Source organism: Brevibacillus sp. FW301-21C12A (genome assembly GCF_058788915.1).
In genome coordinates this window covers 123,955-147,354 of the sequence record NZ_JBYTBG010000008.1, presented here as the reverse complement: position 1 = coordinate 147,354, position 23,400 = coordinate 123,955, and the positions used below count along the sequence as shown (strand labels likewise).

Sequence of the window (23,400 nt, the reverse complement as noted above, 5' to 3'; positions counted from 1 at the left end):
TTTTGGTTGTGAAGTTGAAAATGTCATTCAGAATAATTTGACAATAGATGGATTCATTTTTTATGCAACGCTAATGATATTTATTAAACAAAAAAGTGAACGGAAGTAACACAAAAAGACCTTTGCCATCGCAGCAAAGGTACGGGCATTTTACGAGACGACTATTCTTCCTGTCCCAGCTTCTGCAACTGCCTGCGGCTCCACAGCCAGACACCGCCTGCTGCTACGCCGAACATGCCGAGCCAGACCGAGACAGACGCGCTGCCCGCTTGCTCTGCGGCAAAGCCGAGCACGAGACAGCTTGCGGAAAAGCTCCCCATCGTCGCCATCTCCCGGATCGAAAAGACTCGCGCCAAATAGGCCGGGGCCGCCAGTTTTTGCAGCTTGGTTACGGACAAAATCGAAGAACCAAACGACGCGAAGGAACAAAACAGAATCGCTACCGCAAGACCGAGCAGCGGCTTGATATGAAATACCGCTACAATCGACAGCCCCATGGCAATCAGCGCCCATCCCTGGAACCGTGCAATTCCCCGTTCGCTCAGGCGCTCCGCCAGCCTGCCCGCTGCCAAACCCGCCAGCACGCCTCCAAGCCCGAGCGGAATGTCAAGCAGGCCGAAGACGGCAATAAAGGTAAACTCGTTCCCGATGATATGAACAATATGAGCCGCATACAGACGGCGAAAGACCGGGTGTTGAAGCAAGGTCATGATCGCGCATCCTTTCCCCGTTAAGGTAAGTCGAGACTTTCAAAAGCTTACCCAGTCAACTTTCTCACATTGTAGCACTTGCCTGAAAATATCGGCAAATTGTTCTTGTCAGCGCCCTCCGTTGTAAGCTATCATACGTTCAAATAAAATTGAACGTTTCAAAATAACAACACGTTCACTTTTCCCGAAATGGAGCTGACACGATATGAAACGGTTTCTGGTCATCGAAACATTGGATCAACTGAAGGCGATTAGCGACTCGTTGCGAATGGACATCATCATGTTGCTCGTCAAGGAAGCGTACACGGGAAAGCAGCTCGCTACCCTGCTCTCCCTCTCTGCCTCCAAAGTCCATTACCATCTCAAGGAGTTGGAGAACCACGGCTTTATCAAAGTCGTCCGCACAGAAGAAAAAAACGGGATTGTGCAAAAATTTTTCCGCGCGGTCGCCTACGACTTCAAAGTGAGCGAGGAGCTGCTCCCGTCGCTTCGCGAAAACAGCATGCTGCTGCAGGAAGCGATGGTCAACCATCTGCGCACGAGCATTACCCGCCTGTACAACGCCCCTGACGAATCGTTCATGCAATTCGTGGACGAAAGCAAGCGCGCCCCGGCGGTTGCCTTCAATGCCGAGGTAAAAGCTCCGCGGGAGGAACTCCACGCCTGGCTGAAAAAATACCACGCCCTCATCAACGAGCTGGGGGAAATGGAAGAACGCCATCTCGCGCGGATCGCTGCCGGAGAAGTAGAAGACAGCGAAGAAAACTTCTACCTCGTATCCGTCGGCTTCATGACCAACGAACGCTATTACGTGGCCGACGATGAATCTTTGCCGGAAAATTACGAACATCTGCCTAGCGATCACAAACATGTGACCAACAAAATTGTCGTCAAAAAGAAAAAGGAGGCGACCAGCGATGGCAATGGCGACCTCGACAACAACTAGCGCCTTGTGGAAAAATCGCTCGTTTCTATCGCTCTGGAGCGGCACGATTCTGTCCGCCGTGGCCGACGGCGCGTTCTTTTTGCTGCTGTCGTGGTTTATCGTCGACCGGACCGGGTCGGAAGCGATGCTCGGAACCGCCCTCATCTGCATGTCGATTCCCCGCCTGCTGTTCATGCTCGCCGGAGGTGTCGCCGCCGACCGCTGGAATCGGAAATGGATCATGCTCGGCTCTATTCTCGCGCGCAGTCTCATTTTGCTCGGCTTCAGCCTTGCTTTGCAAAACGAGCCCGGTACGTGGCTGTACGTGTTCATCTACGGGATCGCCGCCTTGTTCGGGACGGTCGACGCTTTTTTCTGGCCGGCGCGCAGTTCGATTTTGCCCTCGCTGGTGTCGCGCGAGCAGCTCGCTTTCGCCAACAGCCTGATGGAAATTTCCCAGCAGATCAGCATGGTCGGCGGGCCTGTCGTCTCCGCTGTGCTGATTCGCACGGGCGATTACCCGCTCATGTTTCTCATTTTGGCGGTGGCCTTTTTCGTTGGGGCGATCTTTTTGTCCGCTTTGCGCCTGTCTCCAGCGCAAAACGCATCGCCTGCCCCGCAGCAGGACGCTCCGGCTTCCGGCAAAAGCTCTTACTTCCAGGACATTTGGAGCGGCATCCGCTTTACGTACAGCATCCCGATCTTGACGATGATTTTGACGACCTCGCTCGTCATCAACATGATGTTTTCCGGGCCGATCAACATGGCCATTCCGCTCCACGTCAAAGACCTGGGCTGGGACGGAAGCGCCTACAGCTCCCTTAGCACCGCGCTTGGAGTCGGCACGATTGCCGGGGGAATTTTGACCGGGCTGTGCAAAGGTTTCCGGGGAAAATTCATGCTGCTCCCGCTGTTTCTCGGCGTCATGGGCATCGGGATGAGCTCGCTCTTTTTCATGCAGCAGTTGCTGTTTGGCCTGATCGGCATGTTTCTCATCGGAATGATGCTCAGCATGACGAACATTCCGCTGATTACGTACATCCAGACCATCGTTCCTTCGACGATGCTCGGCCGGGTCATGTCGCTGCTCGCGCTGATGTCGATCGGCTTTGGCCCTGTCAGCTACGCCCTTTGCTCGTTTCTTTTGGCTACGAAGGCGGCCACATCCGGCGTCCTCTTGCTCGCAGGCGGCATCATTTTCACCTGCTCCGGGCTGAGCCTGCTCTTGTTCCGCACCTTCCGCAACATCGAGCAGCATCCGGACTGGCGGCGCTCTGCGGCTGGCGAGACGACTCTCAACAGCTCCGTGTCTTCCATATAGGCAGCTCCATAACGCATGCGGTTGCGTCCCCGATTCAGAAAACTTGGCCGCGCCAAGCCATGGACGCCGCCAAAAAACGCGCCCCTCACAAGCGAGTGCCATGCTTGCAGGTGCGCGTTTCTTCCATTATACTTTTTGCTCTGTTCCTACCAGTATCTTCGGCAACTGCCGGAAGCCGAAGCCCATCCGGCTGATCGTCCCTGCCTCGTCGCGGTAGAAGTGGATGTACGAATCTGTCTCTCCCCGCTTCCAGACGAAGCCGTCTTCCCCTACAGGACGCAGCGGGACTGTAGCGCCCATCGCCTTCAGCACGAGCGCGTTTTCTTCGATGGCAACGGTGACATTGGCGCCTTCCGAGGAACGGTATTCTCCGGCGTAAGCCGCAAATCGCTCAGGCGGCAGCTCGTAGTCCGCATACGGGAACGGAGGGGTCGCCGCAGGCTTTCCATTGTTTGCATTCAACAAGCCGTGCATCAGATCGGTCACGGGGGCACCATCGACATTCATGAGAATCGCCCCGGTCAGGTTGCGTTCGGGAATGGCGAAAATTTGCGCGCTGACCCCTTTGATCGCTCCGCCGTGCTCGACGAGCGTCCCTCCGTGGCAATCCGTGCCGATCATCAGCCCGTAGCCGTAGCCTTGGAAGGGGCTGAGCGGGGCGTGGGGCATCGTCATCGCCTTGACACTGGCCTCGGAAAGCAGCCGCTTGTCGCCCACCAGTCCCCCTGTGCGGAACAGCTCCGTATAGCGCAGCAAATCGCGTATCGTCGACTTCAAAAAGCCTGCCGAGCGCATCGCCGGAGCGTCCCACCACGAAGGCGAGCGATACACGTCGCCGCCGTCTTCCGGGCTTTTGCGGGTGAACAGCGTCGCGACCTGCGCATCGGCTGGCAGCTCCTCGATCAAAAAGGCGCTGTGCGTCATGCCAGCAGGCGCCAGGATGTTCTCGTGGACAAACTGCTCGTACGTGCTGCCGCTCACCCGCTCGATAATGACCCCGAGCAAGGCGTAGCTGTCGTTTGAGTAGCTGAACTGCTCGCCCGGCGCGCCGAGCAGTTCGTAGTCGAGCTTTGCCAAATAAGCGAGCATCTCTTCTTTTGTCTCGATAGCTTCGGCTTTTTCTACATCCCATTGCAAGCCGGAGCTGAAGCTGCGGTCGGCTGCTTCTTCCGCCATGCTGTTTTTCATCGCGCCGACGAGTGTATCCAACGGAGGGAAACCTGCGGTGTGGGTCATCAGATGATGGATGGTCATCTCGCGGGTAAAAGCTTCATTCGGCGTGCGCAACTCGGGAATATAGGTGCGCACCGGGTCGTGGACATTCAGCTTGCCTGCTTCCTGGAGCTGCATGATCGCCACGCACGTAAACGATTTGGTCACCGAGCCAATGCCGAACACCGTATCTGCGGTCAGCTCCTGCGCGTCCGCCGTATCGTCGGCAAGCCCGAAGCCGTGGAAATATTCGAGCTGTCCCTGTTCCGCCAGTCCGACTGCCGCCCCTGTGATTTTCGCCTTGGAAAGCAGGTTTTGCGCATACTCTTCAAACGATTCAACCCACACCGCCATCGTTCTTCTCCCCTTTTTCCCTTTCTTTTAGAAAAATCGTGAAGCGCGGCTGTTACGGCCGGAAATTCGCCGAGCGGAGCACGTAGTTGCCAATCGCCCGCGCATTCAGCGCGTAGCCGATTCCCGGGCCATCCGGCACGGCCAACTGCCCTGGAGCGATCAGCTCGACACCGCCCTCCACGATGTCTTCCTCCCAATAACGGCTGGAGGCCGCTGTATCGCCCGGAATTGTGAAGTTTGGCAGGCTGGTAATGGCGATATTGTGCGCGCGGCCGACCCCTGATTCGATCATGCCCCCGCACCAGACCGGAATGTCATGCGCCTGGCAAAAATCGTGAATCCGCTTGGACTCAGTCAAACCGCCGACGCGGCCGACTTTGATATTGATGATGCCGCAACTGCCCAGCTCGATCGCTTTTCTGGCGTCCTCCACGCTGTGAATGCTCTCGTCGAGGCAAATCGGCGTGGAAAGCTCGCGCTGCAGCTTCGCATGGTCGATGATGTCGTCATGGGCCAACGGCTGTTCGATCATCATCAGCCCGTATTGATCCAGCTCTTTCATCACGTCGATATGCTCCATCGTGTAGGCGGAGTTCGCGTCGGCCATCAGCGGCACATCGTCGCCAAACTGCTTGCGGATTGCGCGAATCAGCTCCACGTCAAACCCCGGTTTGATCTTCACCTTGATTTTTTTGTAGCCTTCCGCGAGGTGACGCTCCACTTTTGCCAGCACCTGATCGACTGTCGGTTCAATCCCGATGCTGATGCCGACGTCGATTACCGATTTGTTTCCCCCAAGCGCCCTGGCAAGCGACACCCCTTTTTGCTTGCTGTACAAATCCCAAATGGCCCCTTCCAACGCCGCCTTCGCCATGTTGTTGCGGCGGACGGGAGCAAACAGCCGATCCACGTCCTCCGGCGTCTCGATTGGACTGGCAAACAGCTTCGGAATGAGAAAACGCTCCATCATGTGCCAAACAGTTTCGGTCGTTTCTTCATTATAATAAGGGTCCGGCATCGCCACGCTCTCGGCGTAGCCGACTTCCCCTTCTCCGTAGACGCTAACCAGAATCAGCTCCTTGACCACCGTGTAGCCAAAGCTTGTTTCAAAACGGAAGCGAAGTGGTATGTGCAGTTGCTGCAGCTCAATGCGCTCGATTTTCAATGATCTTCATCCCTTCTGTTTCATATAGATGGCATGCGACAAAATGGCGGGGCTGGATCTGGCTGGGAACGGGACGAACCGTGCGGCAAATCTCCGTGCTGTGCGGACAGCGCGTATGAAAGGAGCAGCCTGCTGGCACCCGCGAAGGACTGGGAACGTCGCCGCCAAGCACGATCCTTTCCTTTCGGCGAAAAGGATTGGCTTTTGGCACGGCAGACATCAGCGCCTGTGTATATGGATGCAGCGGCCCCGTAAACAAATCTTTTTTGTCCGCGATTTCCACGATGCGCCCGAGGTACATGACGGCGATTCTGTCGCTAATATGGCGAACGACGCCTAGATCGTGGGAAATAAACAGGTAGCTCAGTCCGAGTTGCTCCTGCAAATCTTGCAGCAGGTTGACAATCTGCGCCTGAATGGAGACATCCAGGGCAGAAACCGGCTCGTCTGCCACAACCAGCGCTGGCTGAACCGCCAAAGCGCGCGCAATCCCGATCCGCTGTCGCTGACCGCCGCTGAACTCGTGCGGATACCGGGCCGCGAACTGCGGATTCAGCCCGACCAGTTGCAACAGCTCCTGCACCTGCTCCCGCCGATTGGCGGACGACAGCTTCGGCTCTCTCACGCTCAGCGCTTCCTCCAAAGCTCCCTGCACCGTCATCCGCGGATTGAGCGAGGCGTACGGGTCCTGAAAGACAATTTGCATTTTTTTGCGAAAAGAGCGAAAACGACGCTCCGGCATCGCCGTTATTTCTTGGCCTTCAAAGTGAATCGTCCCGCCTGTCGGCTCGATCAGGCGCATGATGCTTCGCCCCGTGGTCGATTTGCCGCAGCCGCTTTCTCCGACAAGCCCCAGCGTCTCCCCTTTTTTAAGCTGAAAGGAAACTCCATCGACTGCCTTGATGACTTCGCCACTCTTGCCGAGCAGTCCTTTCTTCACGGGAAAATACGTCTTCAGATCGTTTACGGATAACAAAATCTCGCTCATACCGCCATCTCCTCTTTCGCGTACAGCCAGCAGCGTACGGCTTGTGTGCCTTGGCCGGAGAGCGGCGGCTTTTCCAGGTAGCAGCGTTCCATCGCCAGCGGACAGCGAAAGCGAAAGGCACAGCCCTCTGTCACTTCGCCGAGCAACGGGACGCTGCCTTCGATCGGGGCCAGTCGTTTTTTCTCTTCCTCATCCAGGTCGGGGATGCAGCGCAGCAGCCCGGCCGTGTATGGGTGCAACGGCTGCGTAAACAGGCTGGCGACATCTGCCTCCTCCACGATCTCCCCGTAGTACATGACCAGCACCCGATTCGCCATTTCCGCGACGACTCCAAGGTCGTGCGTAATCAGCAAGAGCGAGGTGTTGGCCTTTTCCTTCAAATCGTTCATCAGCTCCAGTATTTGCGCCTGAATCGTCACGTCCAGCGCCGTCGTCGGCTCGTCGGCGATCAGCAAATGCGGGTTGCAGGCCATCGCCATCGCGATCATGACCCGCTGCTTCATCCCTCCCGACAACTGGTGCGGATATTCGCGCATGATTTCCTCGGCGCGCGGAACCCCGACCTTTTTCAGCATGGCAATGGCCTGTTCCCGCCGTTCTTTTTTGGACAAATCGGTATGCAGGCGGTAAACCTCCTCTAGTTGCTTGCCGATGGTGTGCACCGGATTTAAGGAGGTCATCGGCTCCTGAAAAATCATCGCGATCTCTTTGCCGCGAATCTCGCGCATCTCCTTTGGCCCCAGCTTGCCAAGCTCCCTGCCTTGAAAGCGGATGCTGCCCTCCATCTGCGTGGAGGAACGGGACAACAACCCCATGATCGCAAGCGAGGTCACGCTTTTGCCGCAACCGGACTCTCCTACCAAGGCGACCGTCTCGCCTTTTTTGAGCTGAAAAGAAATGCCTTGCAACGCGGGCAGCACGCCATTTTCCGTCCTGAACTTCACCCGCAGGTCATTGACCGCAAGCAACGCGTCTTTCATTTTCCATCCTCCCTTACCTCGTTTTCGGGTCCAGGGCGTCACGCAAGCCATCGCCAAGCAAGTTGAAGCCAAGGACCACCAGCATGATCGCCATGCCAGGGAAAATGGACATCCACCAGGCCTGACTCAAAAACGACTTGCCGACAAAAACCATCGCCCCCCATTCCGGCATCGGCGGTTGGGCACCGAGCCCGAGAAAGCTCAGGGCGGCAGCGGCCAAAATGCTGACGCCAAACTGAATCGTCGACAGCACGATGATCGGCGACAGGATGTTCGGCAAAATGTGCTTCAAAAGAATTTGCCAGTCGCGAATCCCCAGGGCGCGGACGGCCTCGATGTACTCCTTTTCCCGGATGGACAGGACGGCAGAGCGCACGACCCGCACGTACGACGGAATGACCGCAATCACGACGGCAATCATCGCATTGGTTAACCCCGGCCCGAGCACGGCAATTACCGCGATCGCCAACAGCAGGGCGGGAAGCGACATGAGAATGTCCATCCCTTGCATGATGAACAGGTCGAGCTTGCGGTAGTAACCGGCGATAATGCCGAGCGTGACGCCAATTGCCGTAGAGAGCACGACCGTAATCAGCCCCATCAAAAGCGAGATCCGCCCGCCGTGCAAGAGCCGGGAAAAAATGTCGCGGCCAAAATCATCCGTCCCCAACAAATGCGTAAGGCTGGGCGCAGCCAGGCGTTGCTCAAAGTTCATCTGCTCGACGGAGTGCGGCGCAATGACCGGCGCAAACAAAGAGGCCAGCGTAAAAATGAGCAGGATGATCGCTCCGGCCATGGCGGTTTTGTTGCGCCGCAATCGTTTTCCGATCACCGACCAGTAAGAGGATGTGTGATGGCTGTTGTTCACGGTTATCCTGCTCCTTTCCTTAGTCGAAGTGGATGCGCGGATCAATCCGGCTGTAGATGAGGTCCACAATCAAGTTGGTCAGGGCAAAAATCAGCGCCATGAAAAACACCATCCCCTGCACCGTCGGCATGTCCCGCTTGCTGATCGCCTCGATGGCCAGACTGCCGATGCCTTGCAAAGAAAACACCGTTTCGACCACTACCGCTCCAGCCATGAGCGAGCCGAATTGCAGGCCGATCATCGTCACAACCGGGATGATCGCGTTGGGCAAGCCGTGGCTGAACACGAGAGAAACGAGAGACGCTCCTTTTGCCTCCGCCGTTCGCATGTAGTCTTGCTTGATGACTTCGAGCATGCTGGCGCGCGTCATCCGGGCGATCATGCCCGCTTCGGCCATCCCCAGCGTGATCGCGGGCAAGAGCAAGGAATGAATGCCCTCGTAGCCGGAGATCGGGAACAAGGCGAGCTTGTAAGCGAAAATCCAGATCAAAAACAGCGCGATCCAAAAGCCCGGCGCGGAAATGCCGACCAAGGAGGTCAGGACGACCAACCTGTCGACAAACGTGTTTTGTTTGACGGCGGCAATCGTCCCGAGCAAAATGCCGAAGATCGCGGCAATGACGACACTGAGCACAGCGAGCTGCATCGTGATCGGGAAGCGCGCGACAATTTGCTCCCACACGCTCTCCCCGGTAAAGAGCGAGGTTCCGAGATCGCCCGTCAACAGTCTCCCCAAAAAGCTCGCGTACTGCTGCCAAAGCGGCTGATCCAGCCCGAGCGAAGCGCGCATCTGGCTGATCGCTTCCGGCGTGGCAAACTGTCCCAATATTTGCGTTGCGGGGTCGCCGGGGATCAGATGGACCATGAGAAAAATCAGGACAGAGACGCCAAGCAGCGTGCCCAATAGAGAAAGCAGCCTTTTTGCGACATAGCGGCGCATGTCTTCACCCCTGCTTTTTGCCTATTTGTCGAGCGTGACATCATTCAAAATGAAATATTGCGTGTACGGATTAAGCGAAAAGCCTTTAATGCCCCGTGTCGCCGTCACCAGCTCGTTCACCCAGAGCGGCACCCATGGCGACTCGTTCAGCAAAATTTCCTGCGCTTGTTCGTAAATGCGGATTCGCTCCTCTTCGCTTGCCGCTTCCCGGCCTTTGTTGAGCAACTCGTCCAGCTCCGGCTTCGTGAAGTGCATGCGGCTTGTGGCATTGCTCTTTTCAAAGATGAGGTAGAGGATGTCGGCATCGAACCAGCCGTAGTACATCAAAGCCATGTCGTACGACTTTTTGCTGATGCGGTCTTTGATCGTCGTCATTTCCTGCACGGTAATTTTCAGGTCGATGCCCGCTTCCCGCAACTGGCTCTGGAGAATTTGCGCGGCGCGCGAAAACGCTGGCTCCTGCGACACGAGCAGCTCCACAGACAACGGCTTGCCATCCTTGTCGACGATGCCGTCGTTGTTGCTGTCCGTCCATCCGGCGTCGGCAAGCAGTTGCTTGGACTGTCCGAGATCGCGGGTGTACATTTGCTTGGCCTTGTTCTCAATCGCCTCGCTGTAGCCGAAAATCGTCGGTGCCAACGGGCCGTAAATCGGCTTGCCGAAGCCGTTCAACGCCACGGCAACGAGCGGGTCGCGGTCGACGGAGAGCGCTACGGCTTTGCGCAGGCGCACGTCGCCAAACAGCGGATGCTGGTTGTTGAACGCGATGTACTTGATGCCGATGTCCATCATTTTCTGAATCTCGACGTCAGGCAGTGCTTGCAGCTCGGCGACAGCGTTTGCTGGAACGTCGTGCAGCACGTGGATCGTCCCTTTTTTAAATTCCATCAGGCGGGTATCGTCGTCTTTCAAAAAGCGGAACAATACGTTGTCTACGTGCAACGGCCCTTTGTTTGTCGCGTACTCCGGCCCCCAGTTGAAATCCGGATTTTTCTTGTACAAAAGCGAGGCGCCGCGTTCGCGCTTTTCGAACTGGATCGCTCCTGTGCCCGATGGTTTGTCGCCAAAGCCGTCGCCAAGCTCTTTTGCCGTCTTGGCGTCGATCGGAGACACCAGCCCGCTAATGACGACGTTGATAAACGGGGCGAACGGCTTGGAGAAATGAATTTTCAGCGTCTGCTCGTCCGCTGCCTCCACTTTTTCGATCGGTCCCGCAATTCCTTTGACCGGGGAGATTTCCAGCATCCGGTCGAACGATTCCTTCACAGCCGCCGCTGTCACAGGCTCGCCGGAGTGAAAGCGCGTATTTTTGCGCAAAGTAAACGTCCACGTCTTGCCGTCCTGCGAGATTTCGTACTTTTCCGCGAGGCGCGGGACGATTTTCCCTGTTGTATCGCGGGTCAGAAGCGGTTCGTACAAAAGGCCGTTCTCATTGCCCAACCAGCTTGTCTTGTGCAGATCGAGCGTATCCGGTTCAATCAGCGAGGAGATGACGAGCGTGTTATTGCTCTTGCTCGTCCCGTCGCCATCTGGCTGAGTCGTCTGGGTTGCCGTCTGCGCGGAGCAGCCTGCGATCATTGCTGTTGCCAGCAAGACGCCAAGCGGCCCGTTTTTCCACCAGCTTTTTTTCATGCCTTCATCCCCTTTTTTCTCTCACCGTCACATATCGGTTTCTCCCACGAAGGGATAAATTTGGCGACTCGTGTTCTCGTAATGGCGCAGCCGCTCCTGCACCTGCTCGCCGTCGGCCTGGACCACGCCGCTGACGAGAATGTTCAGCATGGAAAAAATCGCGGTCATCCCTTTCAGGGCGGTTGGCGCAGGGGCGTACACCTTCAAGACTTGATCGGCAATCGGACCGACCGGGGACAGCTCGTCGTCGGTAATCCCGAGCACGACAGCGCCCCGCTCCTTCGCCGCCTTGGTGAACAAAATCGTTTCGTTGACGTAGCGGGGAAAAGAGAGCGCAATCACCAGCCAGTCTGCATTGATCTGGGTCAGCAAATAGTTCGCATCATCGACAGGGCCGTTGTACAGGTGCGCGTTTCCTTTTACGACATTGAGCGCAAAAGCGAGCCAGTGAGCCGGAGCGTAAGAGCTGCGGAAGCCGACGACGAGAATGTGCTTGGCGGACATAATGCGCGTGATCGCATGCTGAAGCTGCTCCTTTTGCAGCCCGCCCAGCGTTTGCCGGATGTAGGCGACATCTTGTTCCAGGTTGAAGGAGAGCAGATCGTCCTGTCCGCGCAAATTTTCCGCCGCCGCCCGCAGGCTGCTGATGGCGTCTTCTTTTTGCACTCGTTCGAGCAAGGAGCTGCGAATTTCATTTTGCAATTCGCTGTACCCGGAGTAACCGAGCGCGTAGGAGAGGCGAATGACTGTCGTTTCGCTCGTCCCACTCAGCGCTCCGACCACTTTGGCGGGCTTTTGGGCTACGATTTGTGGTTCGGCGAGAATGTATTTGGCGGCCAGCTTCTGCTGGTTGGTCAATTCCGGATAGTGCTTGCGAATGCGCTCCTGTACGTGTTCCATCGTTTTCTACTTCCTTGTCAGTTGTGGTAGGTTCGGATCGGTAATCGGATCGAGCGGGTAAAGCGGCCGGTTCGCCCGTTTGTACTCGAAAAAGCGGAAGTTCAATGTCGTCAGGCCAGGCGAATCGACCGTGATGACTTTGGCGCTGATCGGCTCGAAGGCGGCGCGGAAGTGCGTGCTCGATTTGAGCGCAACGATCTTGTAGCGCGTGACATCAATCCCGTGCAGTTGAAAAATTTGCTCATCGAGCACCTGCGACTTGACGGAGCAGACGATCACGTCCACGCCCCCGATTTGCAGGCGAACCGACTTGCCGTAGTCGGCCCGGGTGCCCCGCCCCATCGGCGTCGTCGCCACGAACTTGCCGTCGGTCAGCGCTTTGACATACGCCGTGACTTCAAGCGGCTCGCCGTGCAGGTCGTCTGTTTTCCCGCCCAGACTCAGCTCGAGCGTGGCTCCGACTCCCGCCGCGAACGCTTGCTGCACCACCTCGGGATCGTACATGTAGCCGAAGCAGGCATCGGTCAACTGCGCTTCGAGCATGGCCCGCAGCAGATGAGTTCCGTCGCCGGGGGTTCCGCCGCCCGGGTTGTCCGATGTCTCGTTGATGACGATCGGCCTGCCTTCTGTCGCCAGCGCTTGCGCGATTCCCTCGGCAGGCGTCGGCATGATAAGCTCGAAGTCGTCCCGCCGTTCCCACACGAGCCGCGCCACATCCTCGCTCACTTTTCGCGCCAGCTCGCTGTCGTTGTTCGTGACCGCCAAAACCGCCACTCCCAGCTCGGGAATGTCCGTGTACGGAAAGCCGTGAAAAAACGCGCAGTCGATGACGTTTTCTTCCTTCTCCCAAGCCCAGCACGCTTCGTTGATTTCGCTTGCCGGAAAGTGGTGGGTAGCAGAGGTCGGGATCAACAAGGGCAATCTGGTCAAATGCATCGTCGGCTTCCACTCGCCGGCGACCATTTTGCGCGCGACATCAATCGCCTCCTGTCCACGCTCATAGCAGTCGACGTGCGGGTACAGATGGACGCCGAGCAGCGCGTCTGCTTCTTCCACCATCTGCGGCGTCATGTTCGCATGCAGGTCGAGCGTGACGACCAGCGGAATCTCGTAGCCGACTACGCCGCGCACGGCCGCAAGCAGGTCGCCTTCCATATCGTCAATTCCTTCGGCGACGCCAGCCCCGTGCAGGGCAAGACAGATGGCGTCGGCGCCCTGTGCCAGACGCAGCCCTTCCAGCAGTTCGGCCTTCATCCGCTCGTACGTGTCGCGCGTGATCGTGCCTGCCGGATAGGCAAACGTGGAAAAGGTCGGCAAAAGCTCAATGCCCAGTTCCTCCGCCCGGTCGATCATTCCCCCTAAAAAGTTTCTCACTTTGCGGTTGCGATCCAGGATGACTTGCTGATGATCCCACTCCCAGCTCTGGAACAGGTCTAACGTGGAAGGAACGTTGGAAAACGTGTTCGTTTCGTGCACGACGCCGCCGATTGCCACTTTCAATCCGATCTCCTCCTCAATCGCTTTGCATTTTGAAGTTTAGACTTTAAATTTTGAATTTTTTGAAGTTATTCCTTTTGGCAAATTATATCGGCAAAAAAATCACGAATCAATGATTAATTCATGAACTTTTTTCCAGTTGGAATGTACTCGTTGAGCGGCAAAGGACTTGCCCCTTCCTTTTGGCAAAACGTGTTCCCGCCTGTTCGCGCCTCTGCCCGCGCACGCAAACAAAGGCCCTCCCGTTTTCCGGGAGAGCCTTCTGTCTAAGCGCTGCGAATTACGATGTTTTCCACTTCGCCAGTTCGGATGGGAACTTGTCGTTGAGCACTTTGATATATGTACCTTTCATGCCGAGCGAGCGGGACTCCAGCACGCCTGCGCTGGCCAGCTTGCGCAGCGCGTTGACGATGACGGAACGAGTCAGACCCGCCTGGTCTGCCAGTTGACTGGCGACGAGCAAGCCTTCGCGCGCGTCGAGCTGCTCCATAATTTTTTCAATGGCGATCTGTTCGCTGTAGGACAGCGAAGACAGGGCAATTTTGGCGAACGTTTTGTCGCGCACTTCATTTTCAATCTGCTCTGTGCGCTGGCGAACGATCTTCATCCCGATGACGGTCGCGCCGATTTCGCCCAAAATCAAATCCTCGGTTTCAAACTCGCCATACGCCCGCAGCAGCACGAGTGTACCCAGGCGGCTGCCGCCTGCATTGATCGGCACGATGGTCGTCATCATTTGCGGGAACAGCCCTGCCAGTTCTTTTGGCACGAAGCTGTACGGACTTTCGATCGACTCGTTTGCGAGCGTCTGTGTCACTTCCAGCAGTTTTTGATGTATGCCGCTTCGCAGTTGAGTGGAAGACTGGCCTTCTTCATTCAGCGAAATTTCCTGGTTCAAGCCGCTGCCGAGAATCGTGCCGTCCGCCGTAATGATGTACACATTTGCCGAGATGACCTCTGACAGCAACTTGGCGAGATCCTGGAAGCCTACGCCGCTGCCTCCCATTGTTTTTTGCAGCATCACATTAATTTTCCTGGTTTTTTCCAACAAATTCATAATAATATCCTCCTTGGATTTCTTCATGCTCACAGTATTGTCAGAAAAATCCAGCCCTATACATCCAAATCAAAAAATTAGAAAGACACCTCATGGAACCGGCTTTTGCCCCAAAAATAGGTGTATGCCTGCACACGTTTGCCCTGGCCTTCGACTATGTTATAGAGGGAACAAACATCACGTCACGAATTATGGGAGGATTTCAAATGGGGCTGTTTAACGGAGGCTTTAACGGATTTGCACTGATTCTCGTCTTGTTCGTCCTGTTGACCATCGTTGGCGTAGACGACTAATCGTCCGCCTTGTCAATCCACGAAAAAATGGCTGTCTGGTTCGCATCCCAGACAGCCTTCTTTTTTGCTTTCCCTTGTTTAACGCAGTTGTTGCTTGATCTTCTGCTCGATGGCATCGGCAATCACGCGAGTCGGCTTTTGCAGATCGGCCTCGTAAAGCCGGAAGCGGACATAGCGTTCGTCGAGGTTAAACGCTTCTTCCCAGGCGCCCAGGAAGCCACGCGCGCGCTTGTCGAGCTCCAGCAGCACTTCCAGCTCGCCTTCGCGCAAGTAAAAGACGACTTCCAGCTCCTCCAGACGGCTACGGTATGCCCCTGTCGGACGGAACTCAAATTCCTGCACAAACGGATACGTGCGGCCCAGGTGGCGGTTGTACTCGCAGTCGACCTTGTACAACTGGAAGCCAATCGACTGGACCGCCTCCAGTACTTTTGCCATCAAAGGATGCGGACGCACTTCGATAAAGTCGGAGTCGCCCGGATCAATCGCGTTTTTAATATCCAATCCCGTCCGCAAATAAACGGGTTGACGTCCCATAGTCAGCGGTGTCTCATAAGGAAGCTGGAACGCAAAAGGCAGTACCTTGTCCTCCTTAGGCTGCAAATAGACGCGCTCAGTCAGACGGTACTTGACCAGCGTGCACTCTTCCTTCACCTTGTTGTCATTCACTTCGCGTTCGTAGTGTGTGATAACGTACATGTAGATTTCGTCGATTTCCTGCGCTACGTCTCCACCGGAGATGTGCACTTCGCCTTTTACGAGGTCTCCAGGAACGAGGGACTCCTGCTCCAAACGGGCATCGACTTTGGCCGCTCCGATTCCGACACTGGCCAGCAACTTTTTGAACATGGACATGTACTCGCCTCTCCTTTGCGTTCACCCCAGATCTTGCGACAGATCTGCCTTCAGGTTTCTATGTAGAAATATACGGGGGAAGAAAAAGAAAGTTTCGCGCTATCTTTTGCCAGACATCGTCGGATATGACCTCTGCCGTCACAAACACTTGCAGCGTCCGCGCGATAAACACGGTCTTGATCCGCACCTCCACCATCGTCTGGTCGGACAAGACATACTCCCGGCGGCGCAGCATCTCGTGCAGCACCTGGTGAACCTCCGCGACCTGCTCTGCTTTTTTGCCTTTGAGCGAGGCGAAGTCTTTTTCGATCAAATCGACCACCTGCACGACGATCGTCCCGTGCAGCGGCTGCTTCTGGTCCGCCGTCAAGACAAAGGCGCGGACTTCCTCGATGACCTGATCCTGCTTTTTGCGATAGACCCGCTGGTTTTGCTTCAGCTCCTGATTTTCCTCGTACAGCTTTTTATTTTGCAGCTCCAGGCTTTTGCGGACAAGCATCATCTGCTCCATCTCGCGTCCGTACACAAACAAAACCGCCGTTCCGCCCAACAGGCAGCCGATGAGCAGGAGAGCGAGATAGCGTTTCCACAGGACGATCATCATGAGCGCACCTGCACGAGCCACTGCACGCAAATCGTCCCGATGTGCGCGCCCAAAAACGCGACGACGATCATGACGAGCTGTTTGAACACAGGCGAAAAGTTGCCCATCAATATTTTCTCAATCTGCAAAAACGAGTCAAAGGTGCCGCCCAGAGCACCGACCAAGCCCCAGATTTTCAACTGGTCCGCAAGCTGGACCATCGAAAAAAGCGGAGGCTTTTCCGTCAAAAAGGCGCCCAAGCCGCCGCACAAAGATCCGCCCACGACGATGCCATAGGCCACAAAAAAGGTCAAAATGACTTGTGCCATGCTGTTTTCCCACCCTCTCGACTGCGCTGCCTATGCTTATCCCTACGCAGCTTGTCTGGCTTTTATGATTGAAAAGCCGCTGCCAGGCCCGCGCGAAAGGATCGGCTGCTTGGACAGGAAAAAAAGATGGCATGCTTTTGTCGGCAGCATGCCACATGCGCTCACGGCTTGTTCTTGCCCCACCTGCGCAGACGCCTCTGAATGCGCGGCGAGTTCATCACCATGAGATCCATAAACAGGTTGACCATATTCGGGTTGCTCAGCACCTGTTTGAACACTTCCGGATTTTCCTTAAACCATTGCTCGTTGGCCTTGATCCAGGCTTTGAAGCCCTGATTCGAGCGATAGTGATTGTTCAAGCGGCGAACCGGCCGATATGCGCTCATCTCAATCTATCCCTTCGTCAAAGAATATGGAGAGGAGAAAGATGATAACGATAATCCAGATCACCGTTTCAAAGCCATCCTGGTTGAAAAAGCCGAAACCTTTCATGACAGATCCCCCCTTCACGCTGGCTCGAACCGTCGCACCTGGCATACCGCCCATGGTACCTTTCTCTATAGGTATATGTATCGGGGAAAAGTTTGGATTGGACATATGCCTGCCTGTCGCGCACATTTGTACGCTCGCCCAATTTTGTTGCATAGAGACAAACCTCTTTCACTCATACTAGAAGAGACGATACCAACAAAAGGAGGCGATTATGACAGCCTCGAGTGGAGCTCTCTGGCGCAACAAGCCTTATTTGATCCTGCTATTGCTCGTTTTTTTCATGCACCTGGCCTCGTATCTGGTCATTCCGGTCTTTCCGATCTTTTTGCAGAAGGTGCGGCAGTTGCATCTCGCCCAGGTCGGCTTCATTTTGGGCGCGGGCAGCATTGCGTACCAGATTGGCAGCCTGATCGGCGGGCCGATGTCGGATCGCTGGGGCCGCCGCGCGATCATCACGCTTGGCGCACTGCTTCAAGGAGGGGCCATGCTCGGCTATCACTACAGCGCGTCGTACGGGCTTTTTCTGCTGTTTTCCTCCGTGAACGGTCTGGGGCTTGGCCTGTTGGCCCCCACGATCAAGGCGATGATTGCCGATGAGGTGGCGGAAGCACAGCGTACAGCCGCTTTTTCGTGGCGGGGGATTCTCGCCCACAGCGGCATTATCGTAGCGGGTCTGGTCATTACCTGGATGACGTCCGTCGGCCAGCAGCCGTTTATGATCGCAGCCGCGGTATTTGGCCTGCTCGCCGTGCTGACGTTTTTTTCCTTGCCAGATGATCGCTGTGTCGGGCCTGCCTGCCGCCACACGCCGATCTCGGAATACCGGCATATTTTGAAGCACCGCAGCTTCCTGTTGTTTTCCGCGATTACTTTGCTGATTTGGGCGTTGTATGCGCAATTTACGATGATCTTGCCTTTGCGCGGCGAGCACGTCCTGCATTCCGCGACGCTCATCGGCCTCGTCTGGACGATCAACTCGCTCGCTGTCGTGCTGCTGCAAGGCTTCGTCTCGCGCTTTGTCCTTTCGCGAATCAACCCGTATGTGGCGCTTGCCGCCGGAACGACCTTGCTCGGCGCGGGCCTGACCTTGATGGGCTGGGCCAATCAATTCGTCACGCTCAGCGCCGCAGCCGTCGTATTTATTGTCGGCGAAATGCTGTTCATGCCTGTCCAGGATTCGCTCGTCACTCATTTTGCCAAGGAAGAATGGCTCGGAGCGTACTTCGGCTTCTCCAACTTCGTATCCGGCGTCGGCACGGCTCTCGGGACGAGCATCGGCGGCGCGATGGTGGAAAAGCTCGGGGGAGTCGGCAGCCGAAGCCCATGGATCGGCTACGGGATCATCACGCTTTTGCTCGCGGCGCTGCTCGGCTTATTCGCGATTTATGCGATGCCGCGCCACAAAAACCCGGAGCAGGCTCCCGAACCGAAATCGGGAAGAAAGGAAGGTGCCACGTAAATGAGCAAGCAAAACAACCAGGATCAAGCGGGGAAAATGCGGGAGGCAGACCGCAGCCCCCAGCCGAAATCCGTGCAAAACGACGCCCCCGGCTACGGGGACAAAAAGCTGGAAGGGCCGGATCGCCCTGCTACTTGACGGATTGCCTGTGCTGCATCGCCGCAAGCCGATGCGCAGACGAAAAAGCCATTTCCCCTGGATCGGTGGAAATGGCTTTTTTTCTTGCTCGCCTGTTTTGGCCTGTTCAGTTGATCGACACGAGCCTGTACGGTAGCGAAAACTCGTCGAGCTTTTGCAAAAAGGCCTGGCTTGCGCTCTCGTCAGGAGCTATCAACTGCAAATAGCGCGTGAAGTAAAACACAATCCGGTCCTCGCTGCCCTCCTTCAAGCGGTAGTGCGAGAGCGTGGCAATGTCTGTGAGCCCGTAAAAAAACGCATAGCGCTCAGGGGTGAGCGGCGCCTGAAACGAGCGGCTGACGACGATGCCGTTGCTGCGGTTTTCCTTGCTGTTGTCTTTCGTCGCCCCGAGAAAACGCAGCGTCTCCGCAGCGCGTCTCGCCCCCAATTTTTCCGCCAGCATGCTGTCGTTGTACTCCACTTCCACATCGGTCAGCCGCTCGCGTACAGACTCCAGCATGGACATCAGCACTTTGCGGACAGCCAGATTTTCCGTGGCGAACTGGTTGTCGAAGACGTTAAATTCGTAAGACGTCGCCTGGCCCTGGCGCTTCGTGTACAAAACAATCGCGTTCAAAAGCGCCACCTCCCCTCATTATCTCGGCAAAATCGACGCAAAGGTCGCCCGATCCAGCTTGCGCACGATGGAGAACAACAGCCGCTTGGCCGCTTCGTAATCGTTGCGGTCAATGATGGACGCATGGCTGTGAATGTAGCGGGAAGGGATGCCGATGACAGCCGACGGCACGCCTTTTCCGTGGTTTTGCACGACATTGGCGTCCGTAGATCCTTTGGCCACGTAGTACTGGTACGGGATGTTCTCCTGCTCGCAGGTCGAAATAAGCAGTTCGCGCAGTCCCAGCGGCATCATGTACAGCGGATCGTATATGCGCATCAAAAGGCCGCCGCCCAGTTTGCCGCCTTCGTCTCTCACGCCGGGAATGTCCGTGGCCGGGCTGGCGTCCAAAGCGAGGAACAAATCAGGCTCGATCGCAGCCGCGGCTGTTTTCGCCCCGCGCATGCCAGACAGCTCTTCCTGAACCGTAGCCCCGACGTAGACGACGTTCGGATGGCCCGGACGCTCGTGCAGCTCTTTTGCCAGCTCGACTGCCAGGCTGCAGCCGTAGCGGTTGTCCCACGCTTTTGCCATGAGGCGGTTCGGATTGGCCATGACCTGCAGCGGGCATACCGGAACGATCTGCTGTCCCGGACGCACGCCTGCCTGCTCGGCTTCCGCGCGCGAGTCGACGCCGATGTCGATAAACATGTTGCGAATGTCCATCGGGCGATTCCGCTGGTCTTCACTCAGCACATGCGGCGGAATCGAGCTGATGACGCCCTCGATCGCGCCTTTTTCCGTGATGATCTGGACGCGCTGGGCAAGCAAAACTTGTCCCCACCAGCCTCCGAGCGTCTGAAACGAAATAAAGCCTTGGTCGGAAATGCGCGTCACCATGAAGCCGACTTCATCCATATGTCCGGCCACCATGATTTTCGGACCGTTTTCATCGCCGCGCATTACCCCGAGCATGCTGCCAAGGTTGTCGTAGACAAATTCGTTTGTATAGGCACCTATGTATTCCCGCATGATAGCGCGGACCGAACCTTCGAAGCCTGGCGCTCCCGGCGCTTGTGTCAGCCGATTCCACAGCTCCCATTGAAAGTCGTTTTCCATCGTGGTCAAGCCTCCTGTCATCCCTAGCAGATGTTTGTCTGTCTCTCCTATTATCCGCAAGGCTGCCGGGGGATGCAACCGTTCCCAAGCAGGAATGTGCCTCCCTTTGTTCGAATGAAGTAAAAACGAAAACCTGGATAGGAGGAAAAAGCAAATGGCAATCACCTTGCGAAAACTGACCGAGGCGAGCGAAATCGAGCAACTGGAAACGATGGAAGGAAAAATATGGGACCCTTCGTCGGCCATTCCGTACCACATGACGCTGACGATGCACAAATTTGGCGGACTGTTCCTCGGGGCGTTTGACGGGGACGAGATGATCGGCTTTTTGTACAGCTTTCCCGGCTATACCAACGGCGAGACGCATCTCTGTTCCCACATGCTCGGCTTTTTGCCCGCGTATCGCAAGCAAGGACTCGGAGTGAAGATGAAGTGGCTGCAAAAGGAAGAAGCCAAAGCGCTGGGCCATTCCAAAATTACCTGGACGTACGACCCCCTGGAAACGGTGAACGGCGTCCTGAATATCGTCAAGCTTGGCGGAATCGTCCGCACGTATTTGCCCAACTGCTACGGCGACCTCGACGACGACTTCAACCGCGGCCTGCCGACTGATCGTTTTCTCGTCGAGTGGTTCATCGACAGCGGACGCGTGGAAGCCCGCCAGGCAGAAGGCGCACCGCGCCGTGCCTACGACGCTGCCCCTGACATTTTGCGCTATGAAATAGTCGACGGCCTTCCGGCTCCGGTCGCTTTCGACACCGCGCATGAAGAGCCTGTCTTGCTGCTTCCAGTCCCGGCCTTTTTCCAGCAGGTGAAGCAGGCGGACATGAACATCGCCTCGGCCTGGCGCGAGCAAACCGGCGAGCTGTTCACCAGCTACTTCGCCAAAGGCTACATCGTCACAGACATCGTCCGCGATGAAGCGGTCGTCAGATACGTGCTGGAGAAAAAGCCGCTGTCTGCGGTACTTGGGTGAGTTGGCGTTGGGGTGGGGTTCAAACAGTCTCGCTCTTTTTGGGTAAAAGCTCCCTGTCTTTTTGGCGCGGTATGCTGGCTTGTGCTTCCAACGTTCCCACCTTTTTGGCGCAGCATTCGGGCTTGTGTTCCCCACCTGCCCCCTTTTTTAGCGCGACATACACGCTTGTGTTCCCACCCTCCCCCTCTATCTGAGCGCTAACATAGCCTCTTGTGGTAAAATGAAGGATGCCCTACCCTACAACATAAAAGGACGAGAATACATGAATCGATCACAGTACGACTATGACGTTATCATTATCGGCGGCGGGCCGTCCGGGCTGATGGCCGCTGTGGCGGCGTCGAGCCGGGGAGCGCGCGTCTGCCTGGTGGAAAAAGGCGGCAAGCTGGGACGCAAGCTCATCATTTCCGGCGGCGGCCGCTGCAACGTGACCAACGCCAAGGAGCAGGACGAGCTTATCAAGCAAATGCCCGGCAACGGCCGTTTTATGTATAGTGCGCTTGCGCAATTCGGCAACCGCGACATCATTCAGTTTTTTGAGGAACTGGGCGTCGCCCTGAAGGAAGAGGACCGCGGGCGGATGTTTCCCGTCACCGATAAAGCAGTGACGGTCGCCCAAGCGTTGATCGACCGGTTGAAGCAGCAGCATGTCGACATCCGGCTGAACGCTCCCGTGAAGGAAGTTGTCTACGAAAACGGCCGAGCCGCAGGCATTTTGCTGCAATCCGGCGAAAAGCTGACAGCCTGCTGCGTCATTATCGCCGTCGGCGGCTGCTCGGTGCCGCAGACAGGCTCGACGGGAGACGGCTACGCCTGGGCCAAGGCGGCAGGCCATACGATCACGGACCTGTATCCGACAGAAGTGCCGCTCACCGCAAACGACTCCTTCATCCGCGACAAAACGCTGCAAGGACTGTCCCTGCGCGACATTACAATGACCTTGTACGCGCCGAACGGGAAAAAGATCAACACCCAGGAAGGCGATATGATTTTCACCCATTTCGGCCTGTCCGGGCCAGCCTCGCTGCGAATGGGGCACTACGTCTCCATCAGCCAGCGCAAATACGGCGCCGTCCCGCTGGCGCTCACGCTTGATCTGATGCCTGCCAAAAGCAAGGAGGAAGTCAGCGCAGAAAGCTGGAAACTACTGGAGGAACAGCCAAAAAAAGCGGTCAAAAACGTGCTCAAAGGCTACTTGCCGGAGCGAATGATTCCGCTCATCCTGTCGCTCGCCCAGATTGCCGAGGACACGACGTTGAGCCATATGAAAAAGCAGGAGTGGGCAAGTCTTGCGGGCATCATCAAAGCATTTCCGCTGACGATCACGGGAACGCTGTCCCTGGAGGAAGCTTTTATTACAGGCGGCGGCGTCAGCGTCAAGGAAATCGACCCGCGCACGATGCGCTCGAAGCTGATGGACGGCCTGTATTTTGCCGGCGAAGTCATGGACGTGCACGCCCATACCGGAGGCTACAACATTACTATCGCCTTTTCCTCGGGACATGCGGCGGGCACGCACAGCGCCGAAGAAGCTTTGGAATTTTTTTGCGAGAATAACGTTTAGGAAAACACGAATCGGGGAAACTAGGAGGCAGGTACTCTTTTTTGCGAAAGAGTAATCAGCACCTTACTCCCCCCTAGTTGTAAGGTGCTGGTTATCAGACCTTTACTCCCTTTATCTTCCCTATATGGAGCATCGCCTCGTGAGCGGTGCTTCTTTTTTTGTTGCGCAAAAAACACCTGCCGCCCGCGAGAATCGCGTCCTCGTTGCTCGTGCGACAGGTGTTTTTGCTTGTGCTCTTATCCCTATCCGGCCAACCGGAACAAATAAGCGAAGCCAGCCAGCATAAAGGCCAGGCCGAGCAAAAAAAACGTGTTGGCCCGCTGCTTGACCCGCTGTTCATTGCCCCGGAAATACGCGTTCATCCGCGCCTGCCATCTTTTGGTGCGCGGCTGGAGCATGACGAGAACGCCCGCCGCGATCAGAAAAACGGGAAGGAGTTGCATGGATG

General features: G+C 56.3%; 26 protein-coding genes. 7 read left to right on the top strand and 19 right to left on the bottom strand.

The annotated features are described in order from the left end of the window. Positions 1-161: 161 nt before the first annotated feature. On the bottom strand, positions 162-710 hold the full coding sequence (locus tag AC3WQH_RS08035; protein ID WP_122952668.1) for an MFS transporter: 549 nt from the start codon (positions 708-710) through the stop codon (positions 162-164). A gap of 205 nt (positions 711-915) precedes the next feature. Here AC3WQH_RS08035 and AC3WQH_RS08030 point away from each other — a divergent pair, with 205 nt between their 5' ends. Continuing rightward, the gene (locus tag AC3WQH_RS08030) at positions 916-1,656 is read left to right on the top strand and encodes an ArsR/SmtB family transcription factor (RefSeq protein ID WP_005833602.1); all 741 of its coding nucleotides are present in this window, start codon (positions 916-918) and stop codon (positions 1,654-1,656) included. Next, positions 1,628-2,956: an MFS transporter gene (locus tag AC3WQH_RS08025; RefSeq protein WP_327920217.1), complete on the top strand. Its 1,329-nt coding sequence runs from the start codon at positions 1,628-1,630 to the stop codon at positions 2,954-2,956. Before AC3WQH_RS08030 ends, AC3WQH_RS08025 begins: the two co-directional genes overlap by 29 nt. Positions 2,957-3,082: 126 nt before the next feature. Here AC3WQH_RS08025 and AC3WQH_RS08020 read toward each other — a convergent pair whose 3' ends face one another. The 10 genes from AC3WQH_RS08020 to codY all read right to left on the bottom strand — a co-directional run bounded on the left by AC3WQH_RS08020 (position 3,083) and on the right by codY (position 14,549). Then, positions 3,083-4,522: a serine hydrolase gene (locus tag AC3WQH_RS08020; protein WP_492331979.1), complete on the bottom strand. Its 1,440-nt coding sequence runs from the start codon at positions 4,520-4,522 to the stop codon at positions 3,083-3,085. 52 nt (positions 4,523-4,574) lie between these two features. Further along, positions 4,575-5,687: an o-succinylbenzoate synthase gene (gene menC / locus AC3WQH_RS08015; protein WP_026557891.1), complete on the bottom strand. Its 1,113-nt coding sequence runs from the start codon at positions 5,685-5,687 to the stop codon at positions 4,575-4,577. Beyond that, a complete protein-coding gene (locus AC3WQH_RS08010; protein WP_005833607.1) occupies positions 5,668-6,675 on the bottom strand; it encodes an ABC transporter ATP-binding protein in 1,008 nt (335 codons plus the stop codon). Before AC3WQH_RS08010 ends, menC begins: the two co-directional genes overlap by 20 nt. After that, a complete protein-coding gene (locus tag AC3WQH_RS08005; RefSeq protein WP_007783251.1) occupies positions 6,672-7,655 on the bottom strand; it encodes an ABC transporter ATP-binding protein in 984 nt (327 codons plus the stop codon). The genes AC3WQH_RS08010 and AC3WQH_RS08005 overlap by 4 nt, the downstream gene beginning before the upstream one ends. Before the next feature lie 13 nt (positions 7,656-7,668). After that, positions 7,669-8,523, bottom strand: coding sequence for an ABC transporter permease (locus AC3WQH_RS08000; RefSeq protein WP_005833611.1), 855 nt, complete (start codon positions 8,521-8,523; stop codon positions 7,669-7,671). A gap of 19 nt (positions 8,524-8,542) precedes the next feature. Then, positions 8,543-9,463 (bottom strand): ABC transporter permease, encoded by a 921-nt coding sequence (locus AC3WQH_RS07995; protein ID WP_007783249.1) that lies wholly within the window; start codon positions 9,461-9,463, stop codon positions 8,543-8,545. A 21-nt stretch (positions 9,464-9,484) separates the two neighbouring features. Then, complete coding sequence (locus tag AC3WQH_RS07990; RefSeq protein ID WP_025843937.1) at positions 9,485-11,095, bottom strand: ABC transporter substrate-binding protein; 1,611 nt, start codon at positions 11,093-11,095, stop codon at positions 9,485-9,487. A gap of 27 nt (positions 11,096-11,122) precedes the next feature. After that, a complete protein-coding gene (locus tag AC3WQH_RS07985) occupies positions 11,123-11,995 on the bottom strand; it encodes a MurR/RpiR family transcriptional regulator (protein WP_005828200.1) in 873 nt (290 codons plus the stop codon). Between the two features lie 6 nt (positions 11,996-12,001). Continuing rightward, positions 12,002-13,495, bottom strand: a complete 1,494-nt coding sequence (locus AC3WQH_RS07980; protein WP_309478780.1) for a M81 family metallopeptidase — start codon at positions 13,493-13,495, stop codon at positions 12,002-12,004. 277 nt (positions 13,496-13,772) lie between these two features. Beyond that, positions 13,773-14,549, bottom strand: coding sequence for a GTP-sensing pleiotropic transcriptional regulator CodY (codY, locus tag AC3WQH_RS07975; RefSeq protein WP_005828198.1), 777 nt, complete (start codon positions 14,547-14,549; stop codon positions 13,773-13,775). Between the two features lie 191 nt (positions 14,550-14,740). On the opposite strand from codY, the gene AC3WQH_RS07970 reads away from it, so the two are divergent. Continuing rightward, complete coding sequence (locus AC3WQH_RS07970) at positions 14,741-14,842, top strand: YjcZ family sporulation protein (protein WP_035317240.1); 102 nt, start codon at positions 14,741-14,743, stop codon at positions 14,840-14,842. A gap of 78 nt (positions 14,843-14,920) precedes the next feature. Here the strand turns inward: AC3WQH_RS07970 and AC3WQH_RS07965 are convergent, their stop codons facing one another. The 5 genes from AC3WQH_RS07965 to AC3WQH_RS07945 form a co-directional block, all read right to left on the bottom strand. Further along, entirely contained in the window at positions 14,921-15,697 is a 777-nt protein-coding gene (locus AC3WQH_RS07965) for a sporulation protein (RefSeq protein ID WP_005828196.1), read from the bottom strand. A 58-nt stretch (positions 15,698-15,755) separates the two neighbouring features. Next, positions 15,756-16,322 carry a sporulation membrane protein YtrI gene (locus AC3WQH_RS07960; RefSeq protein ID WP_237716636.1) on the bottom strand — a complete coding sequence of 189 codons (567 nt, stop codon included), beginning with the start codon at positions 16,320-16,322 and terminating at the stop codon, positions 15,756-15,758. Next, the gene (locus AC3WQH_RS07955) at positions 16,298-16,609 is read right to left on the bottom strand and encodes a YtrH family sporulation protein (protein WP_007783237.1); all 312 of its coding nucleotides are present in this window, start codon (positions 16,607-16,609) and stop codon (positions 16,298-16,300) included. The genes AC3WQH_RS07960 and AC3WQH_RS07955 overlap by 25 nt, the downstream gene beginning before the upstream one ends. 161 nt (positions 16,610-16,770) lie before the next feature. Next, the gene (locus AC3WQH_RS07950; protein WP_005828188.1) at positions 16,771-16,995 is read right to left on the bottom strand and encodes a hypothetical protein; all 225 of its coding nucleotides are present in this window, start codon (positions 16,993-16,995) and stop codon (positions 16,771-16,773) included. A gap of 1 nt (position 16,996) precedes the next feature. After that, positions 16,997-17,254: a hypothetical protein gene (locus AC3WQH_RS07945; RefSeq protein ID WP_005828186.1), complete on the bottom strand. Its 258-nt coding sequence runs from the start codon at positions 17,252-17,254 to the stop codon at positions 16,997-16,999. 58 nt (positions 17,255-17,312) lie between these two features. Here AC3WQH_RS07945 and AC3WQH_RS07940 point away from each other — a divergent pair, with 58 nt between their 5' ends. Next, complete coding sequence (locus tag AC3WQH_RS07940) at positions 17,313-18,560, top strand: MFS transporter (protein ID WP_005828184.1); 1,248 nt, start codon at positions 17,313-17,315, stop codon at positions 18,558-18,560. Continuing rightward, the gene (locus AC3WQH_RS07935) at positions 18,561-18,698 is read left to right on the top strand and encodes a hypothetical protein (protein WP_005828182.1); all 138 of its coding nucleotides are present in this window, start codon (positions 18,561-18,563) and stop codon (positions 18,696-18,698) included. It abuts the gene before it with no gap. Between the two features lie 106 nt (positions 18,699-18,804). Here the strand turns inward: AC3WQH_RS07935 and AC3WQH_RS07930 are convergent, their stop codons facing one another. After that, a complete protein-coding gene (locus tag AC3WQH_RS07930) occupies positions 18,805-19,314 on the bottom strand; it encodes a hypothetical protein (protein WP_005828179.1) in 510 nt (169 codons plus the stop codon). Positions 19,315-19,332: 18 nt separating this feature from the next. Then, entirely contained in the window at positions 19,333-20,412 is a 1,080-nt protein-coding gene (locus AC3WQH_RS07925; protein WP_005828177.1) for a M42 family metallopeptidase, read from the bottom strand. A gap of 154 nt (positions 20,413-20,566) precedes the next feature. Between AC3WQH_RS07925 and AC3WQH_RS07920 the strand changes: the two genes are divergently transcribed. Together AC3WQH_RS07920 and AC3WQH_RS07915 are read left to right on the top strand one after the other, a co-directional pair. Next, the gene (locus AC3WQH_RS07920; protein WP_005828175.1) at positions 20,567-21,388 is read left to right on the top strand and encodes a GNAT family N-acetyltransferase; all 822 of its coding nucleotides are present in this window, start codon (positions 20,567-20,569) and stop codon (positions 21,386-21,388) included. 262 nt (positions 21,389-21,650) lie between these two features. Beyond that, positions 21,651-22,952, top strand: a complete 1,302-nt coding sequence (locus AC3WQH_RS07915; protein WP_005828173.1) for a BaiN/RdsA family NAD(P)/FAD-dependent oxidoreductase — start codon at positions 21,651-21,653, stop codon at positions 22,950-22,952. A 242-nt stretch (positions 22,953-23,194) separates the two neighbouring features. On the opposite strand, the gene AC3WQH_RS07910 is transcribed toward AC3WQH_RS07915, so the two are convergent. Then, positions 23,195-23,395 (bottom strand): hypothetical protein, encoded by a 201-nt coding sequence (locus AC3WQH_RS07910; protein WP_005828171.1) that lies wholly within the window; start codon positions 23,393-23,395, stop codon positions 23,195-23,197. Positions 23,396-23,400: the final 5 nt, after the last annotated feature.

Coding starts and splice junctions, on each gene's coding strand:
- AC3WQH_RS08035 (WP_122952668.1), bottom strand. CDS start 710: ATGACCTTGCTTCAACACCCGGTCTTTCGCCGTCTGTATGCGGCTCAT.
- AC3WQH_RS08030 (WP_005833602.1), top strand. CDS start 916: ATGAAACGGTTTCTGGTCATCGAAACATTGGATCAACTGAAGGCGATT.
- AC3WQH_RS08025 (WP_327920217.1), top strand. CDS start 1,628: ATGGCAATGGCGACCTCGACAACAACTAGCGCCTTGTGGAAAAATCGC.
- AC3WQH_RS08020 (WP_492331979.1), bottom strand. CDS start 4,522: ATGGCGGTGTGGGTTGAATCGTTTGAAGAGTATGCGCAAAACCTGCTT.
- AC3WQH_RS08010 (WP_005833607.1), bottom strand. CDS start 6,675: ATGAGCGAGATTTTGTTATCCGTAAACGATCTGAAGACGTATTTTCCC.
- AC3WQH_RS08005 (WP_007783251.1), bottom strand. CDS start 7,655: ATGAAAGACGCGTTGCTTGCGGTCAATGACCTGCGGGTGAAGTTCAGG.
- AC3WQH_RS07995 (WP_007783249.1), bottom strand. CDS start 9,463: ATGCGCCGCTATGTCGCAAAAAGGCTGCTTTCTCTATTGGGCACGCTG.
- AC3WQH_RS07990 (WP_025843937.1), bottom strand. CDS start 11,095: ATGAAAAAAAGCTGGTGGAAAAACGGGCCGCTTGGCGTCTTGCTGGCA.
- AC3WQH_RS07985 (WP_005828200.1), bottom strand. CDS start 11,995: ATGGAACACGTACAGGAGCGCATTCGCAAGCACTATCCGGAATTGACC.
- codY (WP_005828198.1), bottom strand. CDS start 14,549: ATGAATTTGTTGGAAAAAACCAGGAAAATTAATGTGATGCTGCAAAAA.
- AC3WQH_RS07970 (WP_035317240.1), top strand. CDS start 14,741: ATGGGAGGATTTCAAATGGGGCTGTTTAACGGAGGCTTTAACGGATTT.
- AC3WQH_RS07965 (WP_005828196.1), bottom strand. CDS start 15,697: ATGTCCATGTTCAAAAAGTTGCTGGCCAGTGTCGGAATCGGAGCGGCC.
- AC3WQH_RS07955 (WP_007783237.1), bottom strand. CDS start 16,609: ATGGCACAAGTCATTTTGACCTTTTTTGTGGCCTATGGCATCGTCGTG.
- AC3WQH_RS07950 (WP_005828188.1), bottom strand. CDS start 16,995: ATGAGCGCATATCGGCCGGTTCGCCGCTTGAACAATCACTATCGCTCG.
- AC3WQH_RS07945 (WP_005828186.1), bottom strand. CDS start 17,254: ATGCAACAAAATTGGGCGAGCGTACAAATGTGCGCGACAGGCAGGCAT.
- AC3WQH_RS07940 (WP_005828184.1), top strand. CDS start 17,313: ATGACAGCCTCGAGTGGAGCTCTCTGGCGCAACAAGCCTTATTTGATC.
- AC3WQH_RS07935 (WP_005828182.1), top strand. CDS start 18,561: ATGAGCAAGCAAAACAACCAGGATCAAGCGGGGAAAATGCGGGAGGCA.
- AC3WQH_RS07925 (WP_005828177.1), bottom strand. CDS start 20,412: ATGGAAAACGACTTTCAATGGGAGCTGTGGAATCGGCTGACACAAGCG.
- AC3WQH_RS07920 (WP_005828175.1), top strand. CDS start 20,567: ATGGCAATCACCTTGCGAAAACTGACCGAGGCGAGCGAAATCGAGCAA.
- AC3WQH_RS07915 (WP_005828173.1), top strand. CDS start 21,651: ATGAATCGATCACAGTACGACTATGACGTTATCATTATCGGCGGCGGG.
- AC3WQH_RS07910 (WP_005828171.1), bottom strand. CDS start 23,395: ATGCAACTCCTTCCCGTTTTTCTGATCGCGGCGGGCGTTCTCGTCATG.